This window comes from Secundilactobacillus pentosiphilus (assembly GCF_002217985.1).
Lineage (GTDB): Bacteria > Bacillota > Bacilli > Lactobacillales > Lactobacillaceae > Secundilactobacillus > Secundilactobacillus pentosiphilus.
In genome coordinates this window covers 1-245 of record NZ_BCMI01000082.1, presented here as the reverse complement: position 1 = coordinate 245, position 245 = coordinate 1, and the positions used below count along the sequence as shown (strand labels likewise).

Here is a 245-nt window from a genome sequence, read left to right as displayed (position 1 = left end):
ATAGATTTATATCCGGGAGTCAGACGGTGAGTGATAAGATCCATCGTCGAAAGGGGAACAGCCCAGACCACCAATTAAGGTCCCTAAGTGTATCCTAAGTGGAAAAGGCGGTGAAGTTGCATAGACAGCTAGGATGTTGGCTCAGAAGCAGCCACCATTTAAAGAGTGCGTAATAGCTCACTAGCCGAGTGATTTTGCGCCGAAAATGTACCGGGGCTAAGGATACCACCGAAATTGTGGATGCG

Annotated in this window: 1 rRNA gene; it reads left to right on the top strand. The window is 48.2% G+C overall.

What is annotated here, in order from left to right:
• A 23S ribosomal RNA gene (locus tag CES81_RS13140) occupies positions 1 to 245 on the top strand; the annotation flags it as partial.